Source organism: Bacillus sp. FSL W7-1354, assembly GCF_038002405.1.
Lineage (GTDB): Bacteria > Bacillota > Bacilli > Bacillales > Bacillaceae > Bacillus > Bacillus paralicheniformis.
Genome location: NZ_JBBOCL010000001.1, coordinates 2,027,640 through 2,045,391, shown reverse-complemented (window position 1 = coordinate 2,045,391; position 17,752 = coordinate 2,027,640). Strand labels below are relative to the sequence as shown.

The following is a 17,752-nucleotide window of genomic DNA, read 5'->3' as shown; positions in this document are numbered from 1 at the left end:
AAAGAATGGCTATCGTAAAAGCAACTGATCAAACATTCTCATCTGAAACAAGTGAAGGCGTAGTTCTTGCCGACTTCTGGGCTCCTTGGTGCGGACCTTGCAAAATGATCGCGCCGGTACTTGAAGAGCTTGATCAAGAAATGGGAGACAAACTGAAAATCGTAAAAATCGATGTTGACGAAAACCAAGAAACTGCCGGCAAATACGGCGTGATGAGCATCCCGACTCTCCTCATACTAAAAGACGGCGAAGTGGTTGAAACATCTGTCGGCTTTAAACCGAAAGAAGCCCTTGAAGAACTGGTCAACAAACATTTGTAAAATAGAAACCTGTGAAAAAGGCGATTCCAAAGGGATCGCTTTTTTCTTACAACGCGCCATCTTCCTTCTCCAATTGTAGCGAACGTACGGTCGGTCATGGTAAACTGAAATGAAGAAAAAACGCCGAAACAAGGAAGGATTTTTGATGAACAAAAAAATCAAAGAAAAGCTGGCCCTTCTCCCGGATCAGCCTGGCTGCTACTTGATGAAAGACAGGCAGGATACCGTCATCTACGTCGGGAAAGCGAAAATCTTAAAAAACAGGGTCCGCTCCTATTTCAGCGGGTCCCATGATGCCAAAACACAGCGTCTTGTCAGTGAAATTGAAGATTTTGAATACATTGTCACCTCCTCGAACATCGAAGCGCTCATTCTTGAAATGAATTTAATCAAAAAGTACGACCCGAAATATAACGTGATGCTGAAAGATGATAAAAGCTACCCGTTTATTAAAATCACGAACGAGCGGCATCCGAAGCTGATTGTCACGAGGAAGGTCAAAAAAGACAAAGGCCGCTATTTCGGGCCGTATCCCAATGTCCAGGCTGCGAGGGAAACAAAAAAGCTGCTGGACCGCCTCTATCCGCTCAGAAAGTGCGCCAAACTGCCGGACCGCGTCTGTTTGTACTATCATCTCGGACAATGTCTGGCGCCATGCGTATATGATGTGTCTGAGGAGACAAACCGACAGCTCACAGAAGAAATCACCCGCTTTTTAAAGGGCGGATACAATGAAGTCAAGAAAGAACTTGAAGCAAAAATGCTCGAAGCCTCGGAAAACCTGCAGTTCGAACGGGCGAAAGAATTCCGCGATCAAATGGCCCATATCGAGTCAACGATGGAAAAACAGAAAATGATGCTGAATGACATGGTTGACCGCGATGTATTTGCCTATTCGTATGACAAGGGCTGGATGTGCGTCCAGGTCTTCTTTATCAGGCAGGGCAAATTGATTGAAAGAGATGTCAGCATGTTTCCTTTATACAGGGAAGCAGACGAGGAGTTTTTGACGTTCATCGGGCAATTTTACTCAAAAAACAACCATTTCCTCCCAAGGGAAATTTTAGTTCCAGACAGCGTCGATAAGGACATGATTGAGGAGCTTTTGGACGTGAACGTGCGCCAGCCGAAAAGGGGAGCGAAGAAAGACCTGCTGCTCCTTGCCCATAAAAATGCAAAGCTCGCTTTGAAAGAGAAGTTTTCGCTCATTGAACGGGACGAAGAGCGGACGATCGGCGCGATTGAAAAGCTCGGCAAAGCACTGGGCATCTACACGCCGTACCGAATTGAAGCGTTTGATAATTCAAATATTCAAGGAACGGACCCCGTTTCGGCGATGGTCGTCTTTCTCGACGGAAAACCGCATAAAAAAGAGTACCGCAAATATAAGATTAAGACGGTTGAAGGCCCTGACGACTACGGGTCAATGCGCGAAGTCATCAGAAGAAGATATACAAGGGTGCTGAAAGAGAATCTGCCGCTGCCTGATTTAGTATTGATCGACGGCGGAAAAGGCCAGGTGTCTGCCGCCCTTGACGTTTTGGAAAATGAATTGGGGCTCGATGTCCCTGTTGCCGGTCTGGTGAAAGATGATAAACACAGAACTTCCAACCTTTTGATCGGCGACCCCCTTGAGATCGTCCAGCTTGAGCGGAACAGCCAGGAATTTTACCTGCTTCAGCGCATTCAGGATGAAGTTCACAGGTTTGCGATCAGCTTCCACAGGCAGCTCAGAGGAAAAAGCGCATTTCAATCGGTGCTCGACGGCATACCGGGCGTCGGCGAACAGCGGAAAAAACTGCTGTTAAAACATTTCGGTTCCGTTAAGAAAATGAAGGAAGCGAGCGCCGAAGATATCCGCAAGCTCGGCATCCCCCTGAAGACGGCGCAGCTGATTGAAGAGGCTTTGAAAAAATAATGTTGAACTTTTAAAAAGAATCTGATAGAATTTGTACTAATTTCATAATAAGATCGTGTGATATGGTGAAGATAGAGGTGCGAACTTCAAGAGTAGGCTTGATGAGGAAGATGGATTCCGATGAAAAAAGCTGAAAGGGGAGCGTCGCCGAAGCGGGGAAAAAATCCATTCGTTTTTCCTGCTGGCTTTACATTGAATAAATGTAAGGCTGTCAAGAAATCATTTCTTGGAGGGCTATCTCGTTGTTAAAATCATCGGCATTTTTGTTGGTTAAAGCAATGAGGGAATTTCTCTCATTGCTTTTTTTGTACGAAAAAACGTACAGCCCGCCGGTCAAGTTTTCCTCTTCATACATAAACAAGCACGAACGAAAACAAAAAGGGTGGTATTTGATGGGTCTCATCGTCCAAAAATTTGGCGGAACTTCAGTAGGATCAGTGGAAAAAATATTGAATGTCGCAAACCGCGTCATCGAAGAAAAACAGCGCGGTCATGATGTTGTCGTCGTCGTTTCAGCGATGGGCAAATCGACGGATTCCCTCGTCGCGCTTGCTAAGGAAATTACCGAACAGCCGAGCAGCAGGGAAATGGATATGCTGCTGACAACAGGAGAACAGGTAACAATTTCGCTGTTGACAATGGCTTTGCAGAACAAAGGGTATGATGCGGTTTCCTATACAGGCTGGCAGGCCGGCATCGAAACCGAAAATATTCACGGCAACGCAAGAATTACGAACATTGATACAGGCAAGCTGAAAGAGCGTCTGAGTGAAGGGAAAATCGCCGTTGTCGCCGGATTCCAGGGGACGACAGCGGAAGGTGAAATCACAACGCTCGGCAGAGGCGGATCAGATACGACAGCCGTTGCCCTCGCAGCTGCCCTGAAAGCCGATAAATGCGACATTTACACCGATGTACCGGGGGTTTTCACAACCGATCCCCGCTATGTGAAAACAGCGCGGAAGCTGGCCGGAATCTCCTACGATGAAATGCTTGAGCTTGCCAATCTTGGAGCAGGCGTTCTGCATCCGAGAGCTGTTGAGTTCGCGAAAAACTATCAGGTGCCTTTGGAAGTCCGTTCAAGCACCGAAAAAGAAGCCGGCACATTAATCGAGGAGGAATCATCAATGGAACAAAATTTAATTGTAAGAGGCATTGCATTTGAAGATCAGATCACACGCGTGACCGTATGCGGCCTGGCGAGCGGCTTGACGACGCTGTCAACGATTTTTACAACGCTCGCTAAACAGAACATCAACGTTGACATCATCATTCAATCAGTGACAAGCACAAGCCAAACGTCGATTTCTTTCTCCGTGAAAACGGAAGACTTAAAACGGACGGTCGAAGTTCTCGAAGAATACAAAGACGCGCTCGACTATGAACAGATTGAAACGGAAAACAGGCTGGCCAAAGTCTCGATCGTCGGTTCAGGCATGATCTCCAACCCGGGAGTAGCAGCAGAAATGTTCGCTGTGCTGGCGGAAAAAAACATCCAGGTCAAAATGGTCAGCACATCCGAAATCAAAGTTTCGACTGTCGTCAACGAAGGCGATATGGTGAAAGCCGTTGAAGCGCTGCATGATGCTTTTGAACTGTCAAAGCAGACAGCAGTCATTTAAAAAGAAAAAGGCGGGACTTTTGCAGTCTCCGCCTTTTTTGCATGGTTATGCCGGGTCTTTCAAATCCCATTTTACAGTTAAAACAACTTTTCCGGCTCTTTTTTTCACTTGTTCATACGATTCGGCAATTTGTTCGTTCATCAGCTGGATTTGCTCGGCGATAAATCCGGCTTCTAGCTGAAAGCAGGGTTCCTTTTGATATTTGAGGCGGTTTGAGACCAGCGGGCCTTCGAGCTCAAACTCAAGCTCCTGTTTTTTTGAATGGGCGATCGTAAGCGTTCCCCAGCCTGCATCCAGAAAGAAAGCGGGAAGATCCTCCCTGGATTCAAGCGGGAACTTGCGGGCGAGCTTTTTTCCCGCCCAGTACATCATATCTGCGTAGTCTTGTCCCAGCATATCGGGAAGCAGCACTTCCCTGATCAACTCATAGCCATATGCGGAGACTTCCAGCTCTTTTAATTGCGCTAAGTTTGCTTCATATTTGTTCATATCCAATGTCTCCCCTCTTTTCTCCGTTTATTATAGCTTAAATGGGGTGAAAGATTACAGCGGGGACATGCAATTAGGAAGAAAAAAATCTGATATATTTATATTTTGATAAAATAAAATTTTCTAAAATATGATTAAATTTTAGAAATTTTCAATTTATGTACGCGTTTTCTTGACGCCTATTTCTCATAGGAGTAAAATGAAATTGTCATAAAAACTTAACAAAGTGCGATATTTGAAACAGGACGGGGGATAGGAGACCTTTCATTTTTACTGCACTTTTCAACTAGGGGGTAAAGCAATGGCCGGGAACAGAGAGTTTGTTTATCGAAGACTGCATTCTTTGCTTGGCGTCATACCGGTAGGCATATTTTTAATCCAGCATTTGGTTGTCAACCATTTTGCGGCAAGCGGAGAGGAGGCGTTTAATAACGCCGCTCACTTTATGGAAAACCTGCCGTTCAGGTACGTCTTGGAAATCTTCGTGATTTTCCTTCCGCTGATTTATCATGCTGTTTATGGAGTATACATAGCTTTTACAGCGAAAAACAATGCGAACAGATTCGGCTTTTTTAGAAACTGGATGTTCGTTCTGCAGCGGATTACAGGAATCGTTACCTTGATTTTTGTCAGCTGGCACGTGTGGCAAACACGGATTGCCGCCCAAATGGGGGCAGAAGTAAACTTTGACATGATGGCTGATATTTTGAGCTCCCCGATCATGCTCGGCTTTTACATTGTAGGTGTCCTCTCAACAATCTTCCACTTTTCAAACGGTTTATGGTCGTTTGCTGTCACTTGGGGAATCACCGTTTCTCCTCGCTCACAGCGAATCGCCACGTTTGTGACAATGGGAGTCTTTGTTGTGTTGTCCTATGTAGGGCTGAGAGCGATTTTGGCATTTGTGTAAAAGAACTAGATTACTAGAGGGAGTGGGGCAGGCATGAGCAATTCAAGCATCATCGTTGTCGGCGGAGGACTTGCGGGTCTGATGGCGACCATTAAAGCTGCGGAAGCAGGAACAAATGTAAAACTATTTTCGATCGTTCCCGTTAAGCGCTCACATTCCGTATGTGCGCAGGGCGGAATCAACGGAGCGGTCAATACAAAAGGTGAAGGCGACTCCCCTTGGGAGCATTTTGACGATACCGTTTACGGAGGCGACTTTCTGGCCAACCAGCCGCCGGTCAAAGCGATGTGTGATGCGGCGCCGTCGATTATTCATTTGCTTGACCGCATGGGCGTCATGTTTAACAGAACACCTGAAGGGCTGCTTGACTTCCGGCGCTTCGGGGGAACCCAGCATCACAGAACGGCATATGCGGGGGCGACGACCGGACAGCAGCTCTTGTACGCGCTGGATGAGCAGGTTCGCCGCTTTGAAGTAGAAGGGCTTGTTTCGAAATATGAAGGCTGGGAGTTTCTCGGAGCCGTGCTTGATGATGACAATGCGTGCCGGGGCATCGTCGCCCAAAATCTGACGACGATGGAAATCGAGTCGTTCCGTTCAGACGCAGTCATCATGGCGACCGGGGGACCGGGCATCATCTTTGGAAAATCGACGAACTCGATGATCAATACCGGATCAGCCGCTTCGATCGTTTACCAGCAGGGCGCTTACTATGCGAACGGAGAATTCATCCAGATCCACCCGACCGCCATTCCGGGAGACGACAAGCTCCGTCTGATGAGCGAATCGGCGCGCGGTGAAGGCGGACGAGTCTGGACGTATAAAGACGGCAAGCCTTGGTATTTCCTCGAAGAGAAATATCCGGCATACGGAAACCTTGTGCCGCGGGATATTGCGACGCGTGAAATATTTGATGTATGCGTCAGACAAAAGCTCGGCATCAACGGCGAAAACATGGTATATCTCGATCTTTCCCACAAAGATCCGAAGGAATTGGACATCAAGTTGGGCGGAATCATTGAAATCTATGAAAAATTCATGGGTGACGATCCGCGCAAGCTGCCGATGAAGATTTTCCCTGCAGTCCACTACTCAATGGGCGGACTCTGGGTCGACTACAATCAGATGACCAACATTCCAGGACTGTTTGCCGCAGGGGAATGCGATTATTCAATGCACGGCGGAAACCGCCTGGGCGCGAACTCGCTCTTGTCAGCCATTTACGGCGGCATGGTGGCAGGTCCGAAAGCCGTTGAATATATTCAAGGTCTTGAAACATCCGCAGAAGATCTGTCTTCTTCCGTTTTCGACAGCTGCGTCAAAAAGGAAGAAGAAAAGTGGGCTGACATTATGAAAATGGACGGCAATGAAAATGCATATGTCCTTCATAAAGAGCTCGGCGAATGGATGACAGATAACGTGACGGTTGTGCGCCACAATGACAAGCTGCTGAAAACGGATGAAAAAATCCAAGAGCTTGCCGAGCGCTACCAAAACATCAATATCAACGATACGGCAAAATGGAGCAACCAGGGCGCCGTATTCACACGCCAGCTGCACAACATGCTGCAATTGGCACGGGTGATCACGCTCGGGGCATACAACCGGAATGAGAGCCGCGGCGCCCATTATAAACCGGATTTCCCTGAACGTAATGACGAGGAATGGCTGAAAACAACAATGGCGAAACATGCAGGCGATTTTGAAGCCCCGAAATTCCATTATGAGGATGTCGATGTTTCATTAATCGCACCGCGTAAACGGGATTACTCGAAGAAAAAGGTGGCGAAATCATGAGTGAAAATAAGACAATCAAGTTTATCATCACTCGTCAGGATACATCGGATTCTAGTCCTTACCAGGAAGAGTTTGAAATTCCATACCGTCCGAATATGAACGTCATTTCCGCTTTGATGGAAATCAGAAGGAACCCGGTTAATACGAAAGGGGAAAAAACGTCGCCGATTGCGTGGGATATGAACTGTCTTGAGGAAGTGTGCGGCGCTTGCTCGATGGTGATCAACGGCAAGCCGAGACAGTCCTGTACAGCCCTGATCGACCAGCTTGAGCAGCCGATCCGCCTTGAACCGATGAAAACATTCCCGGTTGTCCGCGACCTTCAAGTGGACCGGAGCCGCATGTTTGATTCATTGAAGAAAGTCAAAGCATGGGTGCCGATCGACGGCACATATGACCTCGGACCGGGACCGAGAATGCCGGAAAGAAGACGGCAGTGGGCGTATGAGCTGTCAAAATGCATGACTTGCGGCGTATGTCTTGAAGCTTGTCCAAACGTGAACGATAAAACAAACTTTATGGGGCCTGCACCGCTCTCGCAAGTCCGCTTATTCAATAGCCATCCGACAGGAGCGATGAACAAATCGGAACGGCTTGAAGCGATTATGGGAGACGGCGGACTGGCCGAATGCGGAAATTCGCAAAACTGCGTGCAGTCATGTCCGAAAGGCATCCCGCTCACAACCTCAATCGCTGCATTAAACAGGGATACGACCGTTCAGGCGTTTAAAAACTTCTTCGGAAGCGACAACACGGAATAACACGAAAAAATGCACCTCTTCAAGCCGAAGAGGTGTTTTTATGACCAAAGGGGATGAAAAACAATGAAGCTGCCGGGATATATTGAAGAACCGTTTGACACATGGTGTCAGTCATTTTCTTTTTTTGATGAAGTATCCGTCCGTTTTTCAGAAACGGACATGTTCGGTCATATGAACAATGTCACACCGTTTGTCTATTTCGAGGAAGCGAGGATTTCCTATTTCAAGCACCTGGGCGTCATGGACCGCCTTTCAGACGGGAAGAGCGCGGCCATTCCCGTCGTGGCGAGCCAGCAATGCGATTATTTTCAGCAGGTCATGCTTCATGAACATTTGAAAATCGGCGTCAAAACAGCATCTGTCGGCAACGCTTCCCTCACCCTCCACTATGCGGCGAAAAATGGGGAAGGTGACCTTTGCTTTACAGGGGTGGCGGTTATGGTGCAAATTGCGAAAGATACGGGTAAACCGGTGAAATGGACAGATGAACAAAAAGCAAAACTGCTTGGCAATCACTCATTTCCTGAGAAATAATTGACAGGGAGAAGAAAATGAAAAAAGCGATGATCATCGGCGCGAGTTCCGGAATTGGCAAGGCGCTTGCCAAGCAGCTGTCAGCCGCAGGAGTGGAGGTCGGTCTTGCTGCAAGAAGGTATGAACTGCTAGCCAAATTGCGCGACGACCTCCCTGGACCTTCATACATTAAAAAGATCGATACAGCCGACAGCGAACGCTCGCCTATACTGTTGAAAGAACTGCTTGATGAGATGAATTGGGCAGATGCAGTCTTCATCTGTTCAGGTGTTGGATATTTGGAAAGCGAAATGGATTGGAGCAAAGAAAAGGAAACGATCGATGTCAATATGACAGGATTTGTGTCCTGCTCGAACGTGTTGATGGAGCATTTTATCAAAAATGGGAAAGGGCATTTAGTCGGCATTTCATCCATTGCCGCGCTGAGAGGAAACGGAGGGGCCGTCACCTACGCCGCTTCAAAAGCATTCGTTTCTAATTACTTAAAAGGGCTCCGTCAAAAAGTGAAAAAACTTGGGTATGATGAAATCGTGGTCACCGAAATTCAGCCGGGCTTTGTGGACACGGCTCTTGCAAAAGGTGATCACCTGTTTTGGACGGCTTCGCCCGAAAAAGCGGCTGCACAAATCATCAGTGCTGTGCAGAAAAAGAAAACGCACGCATATATTACGAAAAGATGGCGGCTGATCGCCTGGATTTTAAAATGTCTTCCTTAGAAGTTCAGCCCTGAAACGATGCCTGTGTCATGATCTGAAAAATAGGTGTTTGAGGGAACCCTTTTCTCCGTCAGAAACGTCACCGACCTTGCGTATGTTTCATATGATATCACGACTATATCGAAACCCATTCGTTTCAGATCAGCTCTCACCTTAGCAAGGAGGGTTACAATACTTGAAGGAGAAAGAGTTTCAATCAAAGCCGCTGCTAACAAAAAGAGAAAGAGAAGTGTTCGAATTGCTCGTTCAAGACAAGACAACAAAGGAAATCGCAAGCGAGCTCTTTATAAGTGAAAAGACTGTACGTAATCACATTTCCAATGCGATGCAAAAATTGGGAGTGAAAGGCCGTTCGCAAGCTGTTGTTGAACTTCTTCGAATGGGTGAGCTAGAGCTCTAAATTGAGCCGGTGTTCCTTCTTGTAACAAGAAGGGAACCGGTTATTTGTTTTGAGGTGCAATTTGTATATTCATGTTGAAGTCTTGCAATTTGTGTAGAAAAGAAGGAAAATAGACTCAAGTGTTTTGAAAACAAAACAACGAGTCGAGCGAGGTAGAGAAAATGAATTCGAATGCTTCTTTGAATCACATAGCGGATATTGAAAAATCACTCCGCCATATTGCGGGCATCATCAAACAAAAAGGAAGAGAAATTCTCACCCAATATACGATTACCCCTCCCCAGTTTGTCGGTCTTCAATGGCTGTATGAATACGGGGATATGACGATCGGCGAGTTATCACAAAAGATGTACTTGGCGTGCAGCACCACGACGGATTTAATTGACCGAATGGAGAAAAACAACCTCGTTGAACGGGTGAAAGATCCGTCCGACAGGCGCGTAGTCCGCATTCATCTTCTCTCGGAAGGAGAGCGGATCATCCAGGAGGTCATTCAAAAAAGGCAGGACTATTTGGAAGACATGTTAGAGGCGTTTTCCGAGGAAGAAACAGCCGCATTTGAAAAATTATTAATTAAACTTCAGCAGGAAATGAACAGAAAATGAGGCGATTTTGTTGGATCAACCGATAGGAGTCATCGATTCGGGAGTCGGCGGTTTAACCGTTGCAAAAGAAATCATGAGGCAGCTGCCGAAAGAAAAAATTATATATCTTGGAGATACGAAAAGGTGTCCGTACGGACCCCGGGACAGAAAAGAAGTCCTGTCATATACATGGGAAATGACAAATTATTTGTTATCCCGCCACCATATTAAAATGCTCGTGATCGCCTGCAATACAGCGACGGCCATCGCACTTGAAGAAATCAGCAGAGAAGTCGCGATCCCGGTCATCGGCGTTGTGCAGCCCGGAGCCAGAACCGCGATTAAAGTGACGGAGAACCAGCGAATCGGCGTGATCGGAACAGAAAACACGATCAAAAGCGGCGCATATGAAGAAGCGCTTCTTTCGCTGAACGGAGATTTAACGGTAGAAAATCTGGCTTGCCCGATGTTTGTCCCGTTTGTGGAAAGCGGTAAATTTTTGGATGAGACGGCTGATGAAATCGTCAGGTCGTCACTGCACCCGCTCAGGGATTCATCAATCGATACACTGATTCTCGGATGCACGCATTATCCGATTTTAAAAGAGCCGATTCAGCGCTATATGGGAGAGCGCGTCAACATCATTTCCTCCGGAGATGAAACGGCCAGGGAAGTCAGCACGATCTTGTCATACAATAGTTTATTAAGCAAAACGGGTGAACCGCCGGAACACTTGTTTTTAACAACCGGGGAGCGCGCCCGCTTCACAAAAATTGCAAATGATTGGTTTGGATACGAAGTGAAAAATGTGGAAAGCATTTCTCTTCAGGAAACCGCTATAAAATAAAGCTGCCGCACAAGCAAACGGCAGCTTTTTTCATGAGCCTTTTCTTTAAAAGAAAAGGTTTTTTGTATTCAGAGGGATTTTTTTAAAAAGCGGTCTAATTCAAAAACGGGCTCGTATACATAATAGTACAAACTGCCTTAGGAGGGAAAAGTATGCTGAAAAAAGGAATGAAAGGAATCGCGGTTTCGGTTACGGCCTCCGCGCTGCTTCTTTCCGGGTGCGGAATATTTCAGTCAGATCAAGCCTCAGAGGAGATAGATCCGCCGCAGGACATCACATATGTAAAAGAGGAGAAGGAGCAAGACAAAACAGACAAAACCAAAGATAAAACAGAAGACAAAGGCAGCAAAACGACAAGCGACGATAAAGCGGCTCAAACGAGCGATACGGTCATGAGAGAGCTTTATCTCATTGATAAGAACGGCTATGTGACAGCGCAGACGCTGCCGCTGCCAAAGCAGGAAGGTACGGCTAAACAAGCGCTTGAATACCTCGTTGAAGGCGGCCCTGTTTCAAACATCATGCCAAACGGATTCAGAGCCGTGCTGCCGGCGGATACAGCGGTCAATGTTGATATTAAAGAAGACGGAACAGCGATCGCTGACTTTTCAAATGAATTTAAAAACTATAAAGCAGAAGACGAGCAAAAAATCGTACAGGCGATTACATGGACGTTAACACAGTTTAACTCGATTGATAAAGTGAAGATCCGCATGAACGGCCATGATTTGAAAGAAATGCCTGTTAACGGCACGCCGATTTCAGAAGATCTCAGCCGCGAGGACGGCATCAACCTCGATACGGCGGGTGTGACCGATATAACAGCGACACAGCCGGTCACCGTCTATTATTTGGCTGAATCGGACAAAGGCACATACTATGTTCCTGTAACGAAACGGACGTCTGCAAAAGAAAAAGACCAGGTGACGGCGGCGATTAAAGAGCTGACGGAAGGACCGGGCAATAAAAGCGGCCTGCTTTCCGATTTCCAGGGCGATGTCAAGCTTGAAAACGAGCCGAAGATTGAAGACGGCCATGTGACTCTCGACTTTAACGAAGCGATCTACGGGAGCGCCGACGGCGAGAAGAAAGTGATATCGGATGAAGTGTTAAATAGTATTGTGCTGACATTAACCGAACTGCCTGATGTGAAAAGTGTGTCGGTTACTGTGAACGGAAAATCCGAGCTCGTCAATGAAAAAGGAGAAAAGCTTTCCAAGCCGGTTTCAAGACCGAGCAAGGTGAACACAGGTAGTTTTTAAGCAGAGATTTTTGATATACTATAAAAAAAGAGGTAAGCGATTAAAGCTGCCTCTTTCTTTATTCAGCTTTTTGGAAGAGCAGAATGATTGTGAAAGGTTTATGTACATACAATCGGAGGTAAAAAATGAGATACGATGGAAGAGAAAACAATGAACTGCGCCCTGTCACAATGGACCTCGACTTCATTACGCATCCCGAGGGATCGGTCCTGATCACAGTCGGCGGGACAAAGGTGATATGCAACGCGTCTGTGGAAGACCGCGTACCGCCCTTTTTGAGAGGAGAAGGGAAGGGCTGGATCACCGCGGAATACAGCATGCTGCCGCGGGCCACGAACCAAAGGACGATCAGGGAATCGTCAAAAGGGAAAATCTCCGGGCGGACGATGGAAATTCAGCGGCTGATCGGACGAGCTTTGCGGGCGGTCGTTGATTTGGAAAAGCTCGGTGAGCGGACGATCTGGATCGACTGCGACGTCATTCAGGCTGACGGAGGCACGAGAACCGCGTCGATCACCGGAGCATTTACGGCCATGGCGCTTGCCGTCGGAAGACTTGTCGAAAAAGGCACGCTGAAGGCGATGCCGATCACTGACTTTTTGGCTGCCACTTCAGTGGGAATCGATAAGGAAAAAGGATTAATCCTTGATTTGAACTACCAGGAAGATTCTGCGGCAGAGGTGGATATGAACGTCGTCATGACAGGAGAAGGCCGCTTTGTCGAACTTCAGGGAACAGGAGAGGAAGCGACATTCTCAAGAAGTGAATTGGACGGGCTTTTAGAACTGGCTGAAAAAGGGATCGCCGAACTCATCGAAAAGCAGAAAGAAGTGCTCGGCGACGTTGCATCAGCCATTCAACAATAACATGAGAAAGGCTTGATACACGATGAAAGAAGTCATCATTGCCACGAAAAACGAAGGAAAAGTCAGGGAATTCAAAGCGATGCTCGAACCGAGAGGCTACGATGTCAAATCTCTACTGGACATCGGCTATACGCCCGAAATCGAAGAAACCGGGCAGACGTTTGAAGAAAACGCGGTGATTAAAGCGGAAACGATTTCGAAAGAAACCGGTAAAATCGTAATTGCCGATGACTCAGGCCTGTCTGTCGACTACCTCGGCGGCAGCCCCGGCGTATACTCGGCCCGCTATGCAGGAGAAGAGAAAAACGATCTCGCCAACCTGAAAAAGCTATTGAAAGAGCTTGAAGGGGTGGAAAAAGAAGACCGCTCCGCGAGGTTCAGATGCGCGCTCGCATTATGCATTCCAGGACAGGAAACGAAAACGGTCGAAGGTTCTGTGGAAGGATACATTACCGAAGAACCGCGCGGCACAAACGGCTTCGGCTACGACCCGGTTTTTCTCGTCAAAGACAAAGATCAAACGATGGCCGAGCTCTCAAGCGGCGAAAAGAACAAAATCAGCCACAGAGCGGAAGCACTGAAAAAACTGTCCGCTCTATTGGACCAAGCGTAAAGGAGGAGGGCCGATCATGAAGGTTCTGATTGTCAGTGACAGCCACGGCCTTGAAGACGAACTGGAAATGATCGCTGAGCGGCACGGGAAGGAAACAGATCTCATGATCCATTGCGGGGATTCCGAATTGGATCCTTCCCATCCCGCGCTTTCCTCTTACTTAACGGTAAAAGGAAACTGCGATTTTTACGGGGAGTTTAAAGACGAAGTTGTCGTTCCCGTCGGATCAAAAAAGCTTTTTTTCACACACGGGCATTTATACGGCATTAAACAGTCGCTTTTAAATGTATACTACCGCGCTGAAGAACTCGGCGCCGATATCATCTGTTTCGGCCATTCCCACATCGCGGGAAGCGAACTGATGGACGGAAAACTGCTGATCAACCCCGGCAGCATCCGCCTTCCGCGGGTGCGGAAAGAAAAAACTTATGCTATACTGAACATTGACAAAGACAATGCAACGGTCCGCTTTTACGACTTGGACGGCCGGGAAGTCGAAAGCCTGACGAACCATGTCCAACTGCCAGCACATTCATGAGGAAGAATTTTTTTCTTCCTCGTGAAGAAAAAAATTCTAAAAAGTTGTTGACTTTATGTCCCGATCCGCATATAATAAATCTTGTCGCTGATAGTTAAAGCGAAACAAAACAACATCATGTCCCAGTAGCTCAGCAGGATAGAGCAACGGCCTTCTAAGCCGTCGGTCGGGAGTTCGAATCTCTCCTGGGACGTCTCTGAAAAAAGCCTCAAACTTCTTGGTATACAAGGGTTTGAGGTTTTTTTATTTGATGGGAACTTCTGCTCTATTTTTGGTTTGAAAATATGTTTTGGGAGTGGATTGGGAGCGGATTTAAAACTCCATTATTTATTGGATATCCTATTAAAATATACACTCCATTTTTTTATTTATAACAACTTCTGAGGTACCTAATCCTCTTTCTATACTTCTTCCAAGAACATCTCCATTTGTATCTTGAGGTGAGAGTAGTTCTCTGAATGGCCTTTTTCTTCAAATAACAACACCCTAAAAATTCCCTTTCATCATTTCGAACAAAATGAAAAAGATAAAGGGTGTGATCAATTTTAAGGAGGATGTTGTCATGACAAAACAACAGCAAAACCAGCAGCAAAAACAAAAGCAACAAAAACAAAAGCATGAGCAGCTGCTCGGAGTGAACATCACGGATACCGAACTTGCTCAGGAATTCGGAAATATCCAGCAGCAGCTTGCCCAGCTGGAGCAAACTGTTAATCAAATGGGGTCACAGCAGCAGGGCCAAAGCGGCCAGCAGAGCTCTCAATTGAGCCAGGGAATCAATCAGCTGAAGCAGCAAATTCAGCAATTCAGCTCCCAATCTCAGCAGCAAATGCAGCAGACGGATCAGCAAATTCAGCAAAGCATTCAGCAGGCTGTTCAGCAGCTGAATCAGGCTCTTCAAGGAATCCAGACAAACCAGGCCATGAACCAAATGAGCCAGGCACTTCAGCAGGCGCAGCAATCATTTAACCAGCAAGGACAGCAAGGTCAACAGGGTCAGCAAAACCAACAAAACCAGCAGCACAATCAAAATTTCCAGCAGCCCCTCCAATAAAAAAGCTTAAAAGAGCCGTTTAGCACGGCTCTTTTTTATATCGGTCATTCCTCGTTTTGATCCTTTTCGTCATGGGTTGGATGCGCCCCGGGGTACTGTCGCGGCATTCCTTGGTGGAGGTTGCGGAATTCATATGTGAAATTGCTGTAGTACTGCTGACCTTCCTTCCATGGCGTGTTTTTGTTTTCAACAGGCTTGTCTTTGCCCTGGGCAGCTCCATACGCTCCTTCAGGAAATTCTTCTGCCGTTAAAAAGTTTCTTTGTGTTTCAACGTTTGACAGTTCTTTTTTGTCGTCCATCAGATCACCCCTGTTTTAGTTTTATTGTTGCCATGAAAAAGAAGAGCTATGTGTTTTCGTTTTGTGCAGTAGGATTCATTTTAAGAACGGGAGAAGATGCTCATTTTCTGCCGAGAGTACAACGGGCAAATGCGCCGATCGCAACGAAAAGCACAGAAAAAACCTTTCGGATGTTATGGTATTTTATGGTTTGTTGGTTCTTTTCTCCTCAGCATTTAAGAATGGTTCTTCTATCTTAATACCCGTCTATTCTCGCTTTTTGTTATACATCTCAATTCAGCAATGGTTTAATCTGTTTTTCAGATTGATGTAAATGGGGCATTGGTTGTAAAATTTACCATGTAGAAAATCTTACAACGTTCGTTCTGCTTTTATTTTAGAAAGGGAGCTGAAGAAAGATGCAAACGCTAGAAAAAATGGAGCAAACAAATGTTCAGACGGCGAGAGATTATGTGACAAAAGCATACGAGACAGTGCGGCAGCGAAATCTTCACGAAAGCGAATTTCTTCAAGCTGTAAAAGAAATTTTCGATTCCCTCGTCCCTGTATTGGCAAGACATCCAAAGTATATCGAACACCGCATTCTTGAAAGGATTGCAGAGCCTGAACGGATGATCACCTTCAGGGTGCCGTGGGTCGATGATGAAGGCAATATCCAGGTTAACAGGGGATACCGGGTTCAATTTAACAGCGCAATCGGTCCGTATAAAGGCGGCATCCGTTTTCATCCTTCTGTAAATGCGAGCATTATTAAATTTTTGGGCTTCGAACAAATTTTTAAAAATTCTTTGACCGGCCAGCCAATCGGCGGCGGAAAAGGCGGGGCTGATTTTGATCCGAAGGGCAAGTCTGACAGGGAGATCATGAGTTTTACGCAAAGCTTCATGAATGAACTGTACAGACATATCGGACCGGACACGGATATCCCTGCCGGTGATATTGGTGTCGGAGCTAGGGAAGTCGGGTTTATGTTCGGACAGTATAAAAAGATTCGGGGCCGCTATGATGCAGGTGTGTTAACAGGCAAAGGCCTTGAATACGGGGGCAGTTTGACGAGGAAAGAAGCGACAGGGTACGGTCTGGTTTATTTCGTAGAAGAAATGCTGAAGGATCAGGGGCTGCGTTTTGAAAACAGCACCGTTGTCGTCTCCGGTTCAGGCAATGTCGCGCTGTATGCGATGGAAAAAGCCGCTCAATTCGGCGGAAAAGTAGTGGCCTGCAGTGATTCTGACGGCTATGTCTATGACGAAAAAGGCATCAGCCTTGAGACGGTGAAGCGGCTTAAAGAAAGCGGGAACGGAAGGATTCGCGAGTATGTCAGCGAGCATCCGGAAGCACACTATTTCGAAGGATGCTCCGGCATTTGGTCTATTCCGTGCGATATCGCGCTTCCGTGCGCGACCCAGAACGAAATTGACGAAGAGGCTGCCGGAGTGCTCATTTCAAATGGGGTCAAAGCCGTCGGAGAAGGGGCGAATATGCCGTCTGAAGAGGGCGCCGTCAAACGCTTTTTGGATGCGGGGGTTCTTTTCGGGCCGGCTAAGGCTGCAAATGCCGGCGGTGTGGCCGTTTCAGCGCTCGAAATGGCGCAGAACAGCGCACGGCTCCACTGGACGGCGGAAGAAACGGATGAGAAGCTCAGAATGATCATGACCGATATTTACAAGAGAAGCGTTGAAGCGGCTTCAGAATACGGACGTCCCGGCAATCTGCTTGACGGCTGCAATATAGCCGGATTTATTAAAGTGGCGGATGCGATGATCGCTCAGGGAGTCGTTTAACCGTAAAAAGAGAGAGCAAAATGCTCTCTCTTTTTTGTGCTTTGTTAATCTTCTCTGAATCCACCGGTAAAGCCGTGCACAGCGGGAACGGAAATTCCCGGATAGCTGATGCTGAATCCGAGAGTCGGAGTGGTGAACACTCCGCCGTACGGATAATAGGTATAGGGCCCGTGTGCTGAAGGATTATAGACATAAGTAGTCGGATAACCGAAGTATCCCGGGTATTGGCGCACGCGGGGATCAGAGTATGGAGGAAAGGTGCGGTACATCATATTCACCCGTTTCTATTTGGATTAACAGCAGTTTATGTAAAAAATCGTAAAATGGAGTCTGTACACAAATGTGGTAAAAAATCTAACCTTCCGGGATGAAATTTCAAAAAGTTGTCAGTCATAAAATCTAACAAAACTGTATAAAACACCAGTTTTTTTATGTAATCTT

20 protein-coding genes, 1 tRNA gene and 1 riboswitch are annotated in these 17,752 nt (G+C 46.8%); of the genes, 18 read left to right on the top strand and 3 right to left on the bottom strand.

Annotation, left to right across the window (positions count from 1 at the left end; genetic code table 11):
- Positions 1 to 5 precede the first annotated feature (5 nt).
- The 3 genes from trxA to MKZ04_RS10390 all read left to right on the top strand — a co-directional run bounded on the left by trxA (position 6) and on the right by MKZ04_RS10390 (position 3,860).
- Positions 6 to 320 carry a thioredoxin gene (gene trxA / locus MKZ04_RS10400; protein ID WP_020452497.1) on the top strand — a complete coding sequence of 105 codons (315 nt, stop codon included), beginning with the start codon at positions 6 to 8 and terminating at the stop codon, positions 318 to 320.
- A gap of 145 nt (positions 321 to 465) precedes the next feature.
- A complete protein-coding gene (gene uvrC / locus MKZ04_RS10395; protein WP_023855450.1) occupies positions 466 to 2,238 on the top strand; it encodes an excinuclease ABC subunit UvrC in 1,773 nt (590 codons plus the stop codon).
- A 64-nt stretch (positions 2,239 to 2,302) separates the two neighbouring features.
- Positions 2,303 to 2,483, top strand: a riboswitch (Lysine riboswitch).
- Between the two features lie 147 nt (positions 2,484 to 2,630).
- A complete protein-coding gene (locus MKZ04_RS10390; protein ID WP_341047122.1) occupies positions 2,631 to 3,860 on the top strand; it encodes an aspartate kinase in 1,230 nt (409 codons plus the stop codon).
- Between the two features lie 45 nt (positions 3,861 to 3,905).
- On the opposite strand, the gene MKZ04_RS10385 is transcribed toward MKZ04_RS10390, so the two are convergent.
- Complete coding sequence (locus MKZ04_RS10385) at positions 3,906 to 4,349, bottom strand: YslB family protein (RefSeq protein WP_020452494.1); 444 nt, start codon at positions 4,347 to 4,349, stop codon at positions 3,906 to 3,908.
- Positions 4,350 to 4,650: 301 nt separating this feature from the next.
- Here MKZ04_RS10385 and MKZ04_RS10380 point away from each other — a divergent pair, with 301 nt between their 5' ends.
- From MKZ04_RS10380 to MKZ04_RS10315, 14 genes are all read left to right on the top strand, one after another.
- Positions 4,651 to 5,259: a succinate dehydrogenase cytochrome b558 subunit gene (locus MKZ04_RS10380; RefSeq protein ID WP_023855447.1), complete on the top strand. Its 609-nt coding sequence runs from the start codon at positions 4,651 to 4,653 to the stop codon at positions 5,257 to 5,259.
- A 33-nt stretch (positions 5,260 to 5,292) separates the two neighbouring features.
- Positions 5,293 to 7,056: a succinate dehydrogenase flavoprotein subunit gene (sdhA, locus tag MKZ04_RS10375; RefSeq protein WP_020452492.1), complete on the top strand. Its 1,764-nt coding sequence runs from the start codon at positions 5,293 to 5,295 to the stop codon at positions 7,054 to 7,056.
- Entirely contained in the window at positions 7,053 to 7,817 is a 765-nt protein-coding gene (gene sdhB / locus MKZ04_RS10370) for a succinate dehydrogenase iron-sulfur subunit (protein WP_020452491.1), read from the top strand. The genes sdhA and sdhB overlap by 4 nt, the downstream gene beginning before the upstream one ends.
- A 63-nt stretch (positions 7,818 to 7,880) precedes the next feature.
- Positions 7,881 to 8,351, top strand: coding sequence for an acyl-CoA thioesterase (locus MKZ04_RS10365; protein WP_023855446.1), 471 nt, complete (start codon positions 7,881 to 7,883; stop codon positions 8,349 to 8,351).
- 17 nt (positions 8,352 to 8,368) lie between these two features.
- Positions 8,369 to 9,067 carry an SDR family NAD(P)-dependent oxidoreductase gene (locus MKZ04_RS10360; RefSeq protein ID WP_026579118.1) on the top strand — a complete coding sequence of 233 codons (699 nt, stop codon included), beginning with the start codon at positions 8,369 to 8,371 and terminating at the stop codon, positions 9,065 to 9,067.
- Between the two features lie 175 nt (positions 9,068 to 9,242).
- Positions 9,243 to 9,467 carry a spore germination transcription factor GerE gene (gene gerE / locus MKZ04_RS10355; protein ID WP_003184172.1) on the top strand — a complete coding sequence of 75 codons (225 nt, stop codon included), beginning with the start codon at positions 9,243 to 9,245 and terminating at the stop codon, positions 9,465 to 9,467.
- Positions 9,468 to 9,628: 161 nt separating this feature from the next.
- A complete protein-coding gene (locus MKZ04_RS10350; protein ID WP_003184148.1) occupies positions 9,629 to 10,072 on the top strand; it encodes a MarR family winged helix-turn-helix transcriptional regulator in 444 nt (147 codons plus the stop codon).
- 7 nt (positions 10,073 to 10,079) lie between these two features.
- Positions 10,080 to 10,898: a glutamate racemase gene (racE, locus tag MKZ04_RS10345; protein ID WP_096748267.1), complete on the top strand. Its 819-nt coding sequence runs from the start codon at positions 10,080 to 10,082 to the stop codon at positions 10,896 to 10,898.
- Positions 10,899 to 11,050: 152 nt separating this feature from the next.
- Positions 11,051 to 12,160 (top strand): GerMN domain-containing protein, encoded by a 1,110-nt coding sequence (locus MKZ04_RS10340; protein ID WP_039072902.1) that lies wholly within the window; start codon positions 11,051 to 11,053, stop codon positions 12,158 to 12,160.
- 125 nt (positions 12,161 to 12,285) lie between these two features.
- Positions 12,286 to 13,026, top strand: coding sequence for a ribonuclease PH (gene rph, locus MKZ04_RS10335; protein ID WP_020452486.1), 741 nt, complete (start codon positions 12,286 to 12,288; stop codon positions 13,024 to 13,026).
- Positions 13,027 to 13,048: 22 nt separating this feature from the next.
- A complete protein-coding gene (locus tag MKZ04_RS10330; protein WP_020452485.1) occupies positions 13,049 to 13,639 on the top strand; it encodes an XTP/dITP diphosphatase in 591 nt (196 codons plus the stop codon).
- A 16-nt stretch (positions 13,640 to 13,655) separates the two neighbouring features.
- Positions 13,656 to 14,177: a YfcE family phosphodiesterase gene (locus MKZ04_RS10325; RefSeq protein WP_025811025.1), complete on the top strand. Its 522-nt coding sequence runs from the start codon at positions 13,656 to 13,658 to the stop codon at positions 14,175 to 14,177.
- Between the two features lie 119 nt (positions 14,178 to 14,296).
- A tRNA-Arg gene (locus MKZ04_RS10320) sits at positions 14,297 to 14,370 on the top strand.
- Positions 14,371 to 14,739: 369 nt separating this feature from the next.
- Positions 14,740 to 15,231, top strand: coding sequence for a hypothetical protein (locus tag MKZ04_RS10315; RefSeq protein ID WP_031304790.1), 492 nt, complete (start codon positions 14,740 to 14,742; stop codon positions 15,229 to 15,231).
- Positions 15,232 to 15,275: 44 nt separating this feature from the next.
- On the opposite strand, the gene MKZ04_RS10310 is transcribed toward MKZ04_RS10315, so the two are convergent.
- Positions 15,276 to 15,530: a hypothetical protein gene (locus MKZ04_RS10310; protein ID WP_020452482.1), complete on the bottom strand. Its 255-nt coding sequence runs from the start codon at positions 15,528 to 15,530 to the stop codon at positions 15,276 to 15,278.
- 398 nt (positions 15,531 to 15,928) lie between these two features.
- Here MKZ04_RS10310 and gdhA point away from each other — a divergent pair, with 398 nt between their 5' ends.
- Positions 15,929 to 17,311 carry an NADP-specific glutamate dehydrogenase gene (gene gdhA, locus MKZ04_RS10305; protein ID WP_103750219.1) on the top strand — a complete coding sequence of 461 codons (1,383 nt, stop codon included), beginning with the start codon at positions 15,929 to 15,931 and terminating at the stop codon, positions 17,309 to 17,311.
- 44 nt (positions 17,312 to 17,355) lie between these two features.
- On the opposite strand, the gene MKZ04_RS10300 is transcribed toward gdhA, so the two are convergent.
- A complete protein-coding gene (locus MKZ04_RS10300) occupies positions 17,356 to 17,580 on the bottom strand; it encodes a hypothetical protein (protein ID WP_081691800.1) in 225 nt (74 codons plus the stop codon).
- Between the last annotated feature and the right edge of the window lie 172 nt (positions 17,581 to 17,752).

Coding starts and splice junctions, on each gene's coding strand:
- MKZ04_RS10390 (WP_341047122.1), top strand. CDS start 2,631: ATGGGTCTCATCGTCCAAAAATTTGGCGGAACTTCAGTAGGATCAGTG.
- MKZ04_RS10310 (WP_020452482.1), bottom strand. CDS start 15,530: ATGGACGACAAAAAAGAACTGTCAAACGTTGAAACACAAAGAAACTTT.
- trxA (WP_020452497.1), top strand. CDS start 6: ATGGCTATCGTAAAAGCAACTGATCAAACATTCTCATCTGAAACAAGT.
- MKZ04_RS10380 (WP_023855447.1), top strand. CDS start 4,651: ATGGCCGGGAACAGAGAGTTTGTTTATCGAAGACTGCATTCTTTGCTT.
- MKZ04_RS10365 (WP_023855446.1), top strand. CDS start 7,881: ATGAAGCTGCCGGGATATATTGAAGAACCGTTTGACACATGGTGTCAG.
- MKZ04_RS10325 (WP_025811025.1), top strand. CDS start 13,656: ATGAAGGTTCTGATTGTCAGTGACAGCCACGGCCTTGAAGACGAACTG.
- MKZ04_RS10300 (WP_081691800.1), bottom strand. CDS start 17,580: ATGTACCGCACCTTTCCTCCATACTCTGATCCCCGCGTGCGCCAATAC.
- MKZ04_RS10350 (WP_003184148.1), top strand. CDS start 9,629: ATGAATTCGAATGCTTCTTTGAATCACATAGCGGATATTGAAAAATCA.
- MKZ04_RS10385 (WP_020452494.1), bottom strand. CDS start 4,349: ATGAACAAATATGAAGCAAACTTAGCGCAATTAAAAGAGCTGGAAGTC.
- MKZ04_RS10360 (WP_026579118.1), top strand. CDS start 8,369: ATGAAAAAAGCGATGATCATCGGCGCGAGTTCCGGAATTGGCAAGGCG.
- uvrC (WP_023855450.1), top strand. CDS start 466: ATGAACAAAAAAATCAAAGAAAAGCTGGCCCTTCTCCCGGATCAGCCT.
- sdhB (WP_020452491.1), top strand. CDS start 7,053: ATGAGTGAAAATAAGACAATCAAGTTTATCATCACTCGTCAGGATACA.
- MKZ04_RS10330 (WP_020452485.1), top strand. CDS start 13,049: ATGAAAGAAGTCATCATTGCCACGAAAAACGAAGGAAAAGTCAGGGAA.
- gdhA (WP_103750219.1), top strand. CDS start 15,929: ATGCAAACGCTAGAAAAAATGGAGCAAACAAATGTTCAGACGGCGAGA.
- sdhA (WP_020452492.1), top strand. CDS start 5,293: ATGAGCAATTCAAGCATCATCGTTGTCGGCGGAGGACTTGCGGGTCTG.
- MKZ04_RS10340 (WP_039072902.1), top strand. CDS start 11,051: ATGCTGAAAAAAGGAATGAAAGGAATCGCGGTTTCGGTTACGGCCTCC.
- rph (WP_020452486.1), top strand. CDS start 12,286: ATGAGATACGATGGAAGAGAAAACAATGAACTGCGCCCTGTCACAATG.
- MKZ04_RS10315 (WP_031304790.1), top strand. CDS start 14,740: ATGACAAAACAACAGCAAAACCAGCAGCAAAAACAAAAGCAACAAAAA.